At 68.6% G+C, this 7,367-nt stretch carries 9 protein-coding genes; 2 read left to right on the top strand and 7 right to left on the bottom strand.

Annotated features, from left to right (window positions below; all coding sequences use genetic code 11):
- Nucleotides 1–355: 355 nt before the first annotated feature.
- The 6 genes from ACWGIC_RS44220 to ACWGIC_RS44245 form a co-directional block, all read right to left on the bottom strand.
- Nucleotides 356–964: a response regulator gene (locus ACWGIC_RS44220; RefSeq protein ID WP_452081929.1), complete on the bottom strand. Its 609-nt coding sequence runs from the start codon at nucleotides 962–964 to the stop codon at nucleotides 356–358.
- Nucleotides 961–2,022: a sensor histidine kinase gene (locus ACWGIC_RS44225; protein ID WP_452081930.1), complete on the bottom strand. Its 1,062-nt coding sequence runs from the start codon at nucleotides 2,020–2,022 to the stop codon at nucleotides 961–963. Before ACWGIC_RS44225 ends, ACWGIC_RS44220 begins: the two co-directional genes overlap by 4 nt.
- Nucleotides 2,023–2,032: 10 nt before the next feature.
- Nucleotides 2,033–2,452 carry a hypothetical protein gene (locus ACWGIC_RS44230; protein WP_452081931.1) on the bottom strand — a complete coding sequence of 140 codons (420 nt, stop codon included), beginning with the start codon at nucleotides 2,450–2,452 and terminating at the stop codon, nucleotides 2,033–2,035.
- A 143-nt stretch (nucleotides 2,453–2,595) separates the two neighbouring features.
- Nucleotides 2,596–3,570, bottom strand: a complete 975-nt coding sequence (locus ACWGIC_RS44235; RefSeq protein ID WP_452081932.1) for a hypothetical protein — start codon at nucleotides 3,568–3,570, stop codon at nucleotides 2,596–2,598.
- A 282-nt stretch (nucleotides 3,571–3,852) separates the two neighbouring features.
- The gene (locus ACWGIC_RS44240) at nucleotides 3,853–4,542 is read right to left on the bottom strand and encodes an alpha/beta fold hydrolase (RefSeq protein WP_452081933.1); all 690 of its coding nucleotides are present in this window, start codon (nucleotides 4,540–4,542) and stop codon (nucleotides 3,853–3,855) included.
- Between the two features lie 86 nt (nucleotides 4,543–4,628).
- Complete coding sequence (locus ACWGIC_RS44245; RefSeq protein ID WP_452081934.1) at nucleotides 4,629–5,393, bottom strand: AraC family transcriptional regulator; 765 nt, start codon at nucleotides 5,391–5,393, stop codon at nucleotides 4,629–4,631.
- Between the two features lie 86 nt (nucleotides 5,394–5,479).
- On the opposite strand from ACWGIC_RS44245, the gene ACWGIC_RS44250 reads away from it, so the two are divergent.
- On the top strand, nucleotides 5,480–6,244 hold the full coding sequence (locus ACWGIC_RS44250) for a sulfite exporter TauE/SafE family protein (RefSeq protein WP_452081935.1): 765 nt from the start codon (nucleotides 5,480–5,482) through the stop codon (nucleotides 6,242–6,244).
- On the opposite strand, the gene ACWGIC_RS44255 is transcribed toward ACWGIC_RS44250, so the two are convergent.
- The gene (locus tag ACWGIC_RS44255; protein WP_452081936.1) at nucleotides 6,237–6,593 is read right to left on the bottom strand and encodes an arsenate reductase family protein; all 357 of its coding nucleotides are present in this window, start codon (nucleotides 6,591–6,593) and stop codon (nucleotides 6,237–6,239) included. The two genes, ACWGIC_RS44250 and ACWGIC_RS44255, sit on opposite strands and share 8 nt — an antisense overlap.
- 106 nt (nucleotides 6,594–6,699) lie before the next feature.
- Between ACWGIC_RS44255 and ACWGIC_RS44260 the strand changes: the two genes are divergently transcribed.
- Entirely contained in the window at nucleotides 6,700–7,233 is a 534-nt protein-coding gene (locus tag ACWGIC_RS44260; RefSeq protein ID WP_452081937.1) for a GNAT family N-acetyltransferase, read from the top strand.
- Nucleotides 7,234–7,367: the final 134 nt, after the last annotated feature.

Raw genomic sequence — 7,367 nt, forward strand, 5'->3', positions numbered from 1 at the left:
GCCGCACCCAATGCCACATTGGGTGCATCCCACGCACCCAATGCCACATTCGTTGCAACCCACGCACCCAATGCCACATTGGGGCGCTAGCCCCACCCCACCAAACCGCCACCCGCGCACCCCACCCAGCCAGCTACCCAAGCCGCGCGCTCAACCACCGCCACCACACCCAAACAACCCAGGCAGCCAGCCCCCACCCTGCACCCCGATACGAAGCCAAAAATGCGGGAGGAGGATGCTTGTCAAGGCATCTTTCCCGCCTTGACAAGCACCCCCGAACCGTCAGCACAATCGGGCTTCGGGGTGCCCCACGAGAGCCCGGCGCAATGTCGCCGCCAGGCGACGAGCAGCCCCCTCACAACCACCCCCGATCATCCGCGACCCGAACCGCCCCCATCCGATTCCGAGCCCCAGTCTTAGCAATAGCCCCAGACAAATAATTCCGCACAGTCCCCTCCGACAAATACAAACTCCCCGCGATCTCCGCCACCGACCCCCCACCCCGCGCCGCGATCAACACATCCCTCTCCCGCGCAGTCAACGGCGATTCCCCCGCCGCCAACGTAGCCACCGCCAACGCCGGATCCACCACCCTCTCCCCCCGCATCACCCTCCGAATCGCCTCCCCCAACGCCTCCGCAGGCGCGTCCTTGACCACAAACCCCACCGCCCCAGCCTCCATAGCCCGCCGCAAATACCCAGCCCGCCCGAACGTCGTCAACACCACCACCCGACACCCCGGCACCCGCTCCGCCAGCACCGCAGCCGCCGCCAACCCGTCCAGCCCAGGCATCTCGATATCCAGCAACGCCACATCCGGCCGATGCTCCAGCGCGGCCCCCACCACCTCATCCCCCCGCCCGACCTGCGCGACCACCACGAAGTCGTCCTCCAGATCAAGCAACGTCCCCAACGCCTGCCGCACCAGCACCTGATCATCCGCGAGCAACAACCGAATCGTCACGCTTCCCCCACCGTCACCCGCAACCGCCACCCCCGAGGCCGCACCGGCCCCGCTTCCATCCGTCCGCCAGCCGCCAAAACGCGTTCCCTCAACCCAGCCAACCCATTCCCCGCCCCCGCCGCGGCACCGACCCCATCGTCCCGGACCTCCACCGCATCCCCCGAAACAATCACCGCACAAGCAGTCGCCCGAGAATGCCGGACCACATTAGTCAGCCCTTCTCGCACCACCCAGCCAAACAATTCCTGATGCGGCCCATCCACCGCGGTAGGAAAATCCGCACTAATCCCCGCCGCCCGCAACAATTCCCGCCCGCGCGCAAGCTCCCCAGCGAGCGTCACGTCCCGATACCCGGAAACCGCGGCCCGGACATCCGCGAGCGCCTGCCGGGAAAGCTGCTCCACCTCGCCGATCTCGTCCCCCGCCCGCGCATCCCCCTTAGCCGCGAGCCGACGGGCAAGATTGCTCTTCACGGTGATCGCAGTGAGCGAATGCCCCAGCAAATCGTGCAAGTCCCGGGAGATCCGCGAACGCTCGGCATCCGCCGCCAGCCGCTGGACCTCCGCCCGCGCCCGCACCAACGCCCGGTTCGCCCGCAACGCCTCCGCGAACGCGACGACCACCAGCACGGTGAACACCAACGCCGCCGCCTGCGCCCACCCCGGATCGGTGTGCCAGACCGCCCACGGCACGAGCACAGTCGCCGCCGCGGCGATCGGCACGAGAACCGCGCCCCAGCGCGGCAACCGCGGAACCGCGAGCGCGACCACCACGGCGAGCAGGTAGAACGCATTCGCCCGCGCGATCGGCAGCACGACGGCGAACAGCACCGTCAACGCCCCGGTCAAGATCCAGAAAAGCCGGCTCCGGAACTCGTAAGCGGCGACGGCCGCCCCGATGTAGCAGGCACAGAACGCCAGCAGCGCCACGACTGCCACCGTCTGGTCCGCGGTCTGGGCGAGGACGATCAGCGGATACACCAGGAGGCCGGCGTCCAGCACGAGCCGGCGCCAGCCCAGTACCCAGCGTTGCGCGTCGGAATCGGGGCCGCGGTCCACGTCCGGCACGCTACTCGGAGAACAGCGAACGCACGTGCCGTCCGTTGACCAGCAGGACCACCGCCAGCAGAAGCAGCCCGCAGACGCCCTGCTCAAGCCGGACCCACAGCGGCAGGAAACCCGGAATCGACACGATGACGACGATCGCGACCGTCATCACCGCCGAGACGATCCGGAGCCGCAGCAGTCCTCGTTTCGACCCGCGCGCGGCACTTCTCGCGAACAGGAACGTGAGCAGCGCGCTGGCGGCCACGATCGTGGCGCGGACCCAGACGACGTCGGTGACCATCGCCGGGTCATCGCGGAGGAGGAAGATCGCGCCGAGGGTGAGCACGCTCAGCGCCAGGTAAGCCCCGGTCAGGACACGGACCGCGCGGACCGCCTGGTCAGTGCGGGGCTGAACGGAAACCGTTGCGGGACGGGAGTTCATGACTGTCCTTTCCGGACCGTGGATCGGCCCGGTGGATCCGGCGCCGCTTGCCCGTCCCATGGTGGGCGGACGGGCAAGCGGGCCGTAGTGTCACCGCGCACCGGTGCGCGATGACATTTGTCAGAACCCGGTCATCCGCGACGTCAGCGGGCAGCCGTGAGCCGAGGCCCGATCGCCGCGCCGACGACCACCAGCAACCCGCCGGCGATGAGCAGATACGCGCCGAGGCCGATCTTCGAAAGGTCCTTGGAGAACATCGTGACGATGCCCGCGATGTGGAAGATCAGCAGGACCGTCGCCCGCCCGGCGAAGACGGTGCGGTACCACCAGAAGTTCGGCGGAGTCAGTTCGCGGCTGCGGATCCCGCTCAGCCAGTAGGCGGACTTCTTCGTGCGCAGCGCGCCGAGCACCCACGGAAGGGAGGAGCCCAGTGTCGCGGCGATCAGGATGAAGGCGAGGAAACGCACGTACATCGCGGCGAAACCGTCGGAGCCGGACGTCAGCTTGCTGAAGGCGTCGATGAACGTGACCGAGGCGCTCTGCGAGCCCAAGGTGAACGTGACCCAGGGGATGAAGAGGGCGACGATCTCGAGGATGCCGCCGAGCACCACCGGAATGGCACCGAGGCCGGGGGCGGTGAGAGGCTTCGCCGGGTAGCCCTGGCCAGGTTGGGAGTAACCGGCTCCCGGCTGCTGCGGCTGGGCGGGGTAGCCGGGCTGTTGTGCCGGATAACCCTGCTGGCCGGGGTAGGCGGCTTGGCCGGGGTACGGCTGGCCAGGCTGGGGTTGACCCGGTTGCGGCTGGCCCGGCTGGGGCTGGCTGGGCTGCCCTGGGAATTGCCCCTGCTGACCCGGGTACTGCTGCCCGGCCTGGCCTGGATACTGCTGCCCGGCCTGACCCGGGTACTGGCCCGGCGCGGGCTGGCCCGGATACTGCTGCGCGGGCTGCCCGTACTGCGGAGACTGCCCAGGCTGCGGATAGCCGGGCTGCCCCGGCTGAGCGCCGGGCTGCTGCGGATAACCGGCCCCGCCCGCCGGAGGCGCCTGCCATCCCGGCGGGACCGCGCCCGGCTCCTGCGGCGTGTCCGGCTGCTCCTGTGGACCCCCTGAGGTACTCATGGCCGCCGATGGTAACTGCCGCACCTGAGCGGTGAACGGCGAAAGTCCGGCACGACCATGACAAGTCCGCACAACGAGACTGGCCGGTCTCTCAAACGCAGCACAATGAGACCGTTGACCTGCACAAACGCGCGAATCCTCAGCGGAACCGCACAGCCAGACCAGCCGCGGTGTGCCCCGGCTCGACAAGGCGGTCAGACCCGCCTGACCGCCGTCGTGCACCACGCCCGGCCGCGCTGCGCACCTACCCGCGCAGCGCGGACCAGCCTTACCCGCCCAAGATCACCGAGCGGCGCGCAGGATCAGCTCCGTAACCGCCTCCGGCTGCGAAACCAGCACCGCGTGCGAAGCGTCCTCTACCTCGACCACCTCGGCCTCCGCGCGTTCCGCCATGAATCGCTGCGCGGCGGGCGGGATGTTCTTGTCCGCGGTCGGGATCAGGCTGTACACCGGCAGGTCCCTCCACGCCGGCGCAGGCGATGCCTCGTCCAAGGCCGCCGCGGCGATCGGGCGCTGGCCCGCCGCCATCAAACCGGCCTGCTCGGCTGGGACGTCCGCCGCGAACTGCTGGTGGAACAGGTCCTGCCGGACATACAGGTCGACGCCGTTGGTCAGGGTGACCTGCTCCAACGTCTCCCCCAGGGTCCCGCCGGGGAACTTCCCGGCCAGTTCGCCCGCGCTTTCGCCCTCGTCCGGGAGGAAACCGGCGATGTAGACCAGCGCCTGCACCCCGGGGTGGCCCGCTGCGGCGGCCGAGATCACCGAACCGCCGTAGGAGTGTCCGACCAGGACGATCGGGTCCTCGATGCTGTCCAGCAGAGACCGCACGTAGGCGGCGTCCTCGGCGACTCCGCGCAGCGGGTTCGCCGCCGCGATCACGCGGTGCCCGGCTGCTCGCAACTGCTCGATCTCCCCGTTCCAGCTGGACGAATCCGCGAACGCGCCGTGCACCAGAACGACAGTGGCAGTCATGGGGTCCTCCTCAGAAGTAAGTTCCGAACGGGACCAACAGTACAACTAAATTGTGCGCAATCAAGTTGTACTCAATGAGACCTGTGTCACGGCTCGCGGTAGGAGCTGGGCGGGGTGCCGAGCAGGCGGCTGAACATCGTCGTGAAGGCGGCCGGGCTTTCGTATCCGAGGGCGACCGCGACGTCGGCGACCGGACGGTCCGCGGCCAGCAGCGGGAGCGCGTGCAGCACACACGCCCGCTCGCGCCAGCGGGCGAAGCTCAGGCCGGTTTCGGCGCGGAACAGCCGGTGCAGCGTCCGTTCGCTGACGTGCAACTCGTCGGCCCAGCGCGACGGCGGATCGTGCACATCGGGAGCGTCCGAAAAGGACTGACACAGTGCGCGCAAGCCCTCGTGCCGCGGCCACGGGAGTTCGAGCGGCAACGGAACACAGCGGGAGATTTCGTGCAGCAGAAGGGAAATCAGTGTGGCGTCCCGGCCGCGTCGAGGGTATTCCGGGGCGACGTCCACGGCTTCCCGGAGCAATTCCCGCAGCAGGGGCGAGACGTCGACGGTCTGGCAGCGGCGCGGGAACCACGGCACGGCGGACGGCTCCAGGTAGAGACTGCGCGTGGTCACGTTCATCATCACGACGCTGTGGTCGGTCTCCGGTGGGATCAGCACCGCGCGCCGCGTCGGGACAGTCCAGGTGCCGTCGGCCGTTCCGACTCGCATGGCACCGGTGGCCCCGTAGAGGAACTGCGCGCGACGGTGGCGGTGTGGCGGCAGGAAGTGGTCCGGCGGGTAGTCCGTGCTGATCGCGAGCACGGCCCGCGGCAGGGCGTCGACCTCGGACAACGGGACGTTGCGCATGCCTACAGGGTAGGTGTCTGAAACTCGAAAGAACCTGGCGAATCTTCGGATGCGCGCCGAGCCCTTCGCGACCTACCTTGAAGTCAGTGTGGACCTCGATCCTGATTCTTCTGCTCTTTGGCTGCCTCAGCGGCGTGACGACTGTCCTGTTCGGTTTCGGCGGCGGATTCGTCACCGTGCCAGTGGTCGCTGCGGTCACGAGCCGCGGCGACGCGATGCATGTCGCCGTCGCCACCTCCACCGCGGTGATGGTGGTGAACGCGGTCAGCGCGACCGTCGTGCAGGCCCGCGCCGGACGTCTGCGGCGCGAATACATCTGGCCGCTCGCCGCCTTTGTCGCGGTCGGCGCCGTCGTGGGTTCGGTGGCGGCGACCTACGCGGGAGACGGACTGTTGCGCGTCCTGTTCATCGCCTACCTCGCAGTGACCATTGTGGACAGCTTGGCGCGTGGCGGATTCCTTAAACCACAAGGAGAACCCAAGCCGTTGAGCACATTCACGACTACCGCGGGCGGAGTGGGAATCGGCGCGGTGGCGAGTTTCCTCGGCGTGGGCGGAAGTGTGATGACAGTGCCGTTGCTGCGCCGCAAAGGGCTTCCGATGGCGGACGCGGCCGCGATGGCGAACCCGCTCAGCGTGCCGGTCGCGGTCGTGGCGACCGCGGTCTACGCGACGGCGGGCGGCGGGCCGTCGGGATACCTCGACCCCGTCGCCGGGTTAGCCCTGCTGGCCGGTTCGCTGCCGACGATCGCACTCGTCCGGCGGGTCGCCGACCGGTTGCCGGACAAGGTGCACGCCGTCGCGTACGTGCTGCTGCTGGCGGCGGCGCTGATCGCGGTGGCGGTCAGCTGAGCACGGACCGGACGGTTTCCTCGTCGCGGGCGACCACGGTGGTGCCGTCGTCGGCGGTGATGATCGGACGCTGGATCAACTCCGGGTGCGCGGCGAGCGCCGCGATCCACCGTGGACGGTCCTCCGGGGTCTTCGACCAGGATTTCAGCCCGAGTTCCCCGGCGATTTTCTCGCCGGTGCGGGTGATGTCCCACGGGTCGAGCCCGAGCCGGTCGAGCACCGCGACGAGTTCCGCCTCGGTCGGCGGCTCCTCCAGATAGCGGCGCACGGTGTACTCCGCGCCTGCCTCGTCGAGCAGCGACACCGCCGAGCGGCACTTCGAACAACGCGGGTTCACCCAGATCTCCACCCGCGCAGTCTAACCCGATATCGGACGGAGTCCTTGGCGGGCAAGAGTCTTGGGTGCGTCCTGGATCACCTGCCCGGAGGGGGTGAAACGGGCGTACCGTTTGTCCATGACCCTCCCGATTGCCACCGAACGTCTCGTGATCCGGGACTGGACCCCTGACGACGCCGAGGCCGCGTTTCAGATCTACGGCTCTTCTGACGTCACGCATTGGCTGACTCCTGCGATGGACCGGGTCGCGGACGAGGCCGCGATGCGGGCGGTGTTGCAGGCTTGGCAGGAGGCGCAGCCGAATTTGATTCCGCCTCGGGGGCGGTGGGCGGTGGAGCTCCGCGGCGACGGGCGGGTCGTCGGGGGGCTGGGGATTCGGTTGCTGCCGCCGTTTCGGGAGGATTTGGAGCTGAGCTGGCAGTTGCGGCCCGAGGAGTGGGGACACGGGTATGCGACTGAGGCTGGGCGGGCGTTGGTGGAGTGGGCGTTTCGGCAGGACGGGACGGATGAGTTGTTCGCGGTTGCGCGGCCGGGGAATACCCGGGCGATTGCTACCGCGGAGCGGATTGGGATGCAGTGGGTGGGGGAGACTACTAAGTACTACGACTTGAGGTTGCAGGTTTATCGGGTTCGGCGGGGGGATGTTGTTTGAGGGGGCCGGGTTTCGGGGGGCTCGTCGCCTGGCGGCGACATTGCGCCTCGTTCGTGGTGGAGGCACCCCGAAGCCGATTGTGATGACGGGAGGAGGGTGCTTGTCAAGGCGGGAAAGATGCCTTGACAAGCACC

The sequence above is a fragment of the Amycolatopsis sp. NPDC054798 genome (assembly GCF_053611505.1).

Excerpts from the sequence above, each read along its gene's own strand:
- ACWGIC_RS44230 (WP_452081931.1), bottom strand. The coding sequence starts at position 2,452 with ATGAACTCCCGTCCCGCAACGGTTTCCGTTCAGCCCCGCACTGACCAG.
- ACWGIC_RS44260 (WP_452081937.1), top strand. The coding sequence starts at position 6,700 with ATGACCCTCCCGATTGCCACCGAACGTCTCGTGATCCGGGACTGGACC.
- ACWGIC_RS44240 (WP_452081933.1), bottom strand. The coding sequence starts at position 4,542 with ATGACTGCCACTGTCGTTCTGGTGCACGGCGCGTTCGCGGATTCGTCC.
- ACWGIC_RS44245 (WP_452081934.1), bottom strand. The coding sequence starts at position 5,393 with ATGCGCAACGTCCCGTTGTCCGAGGTCGACGCCCTGCCGCGGGCCGTG.
- ACWGIC_RS44235 (WP_452081932.1), bottom strand. The coding sequence starts at position 3,570 with ATGAGTACCTCAGGGGGTCCACAGGAGCAGCCGGACACGCCGCAGGAG.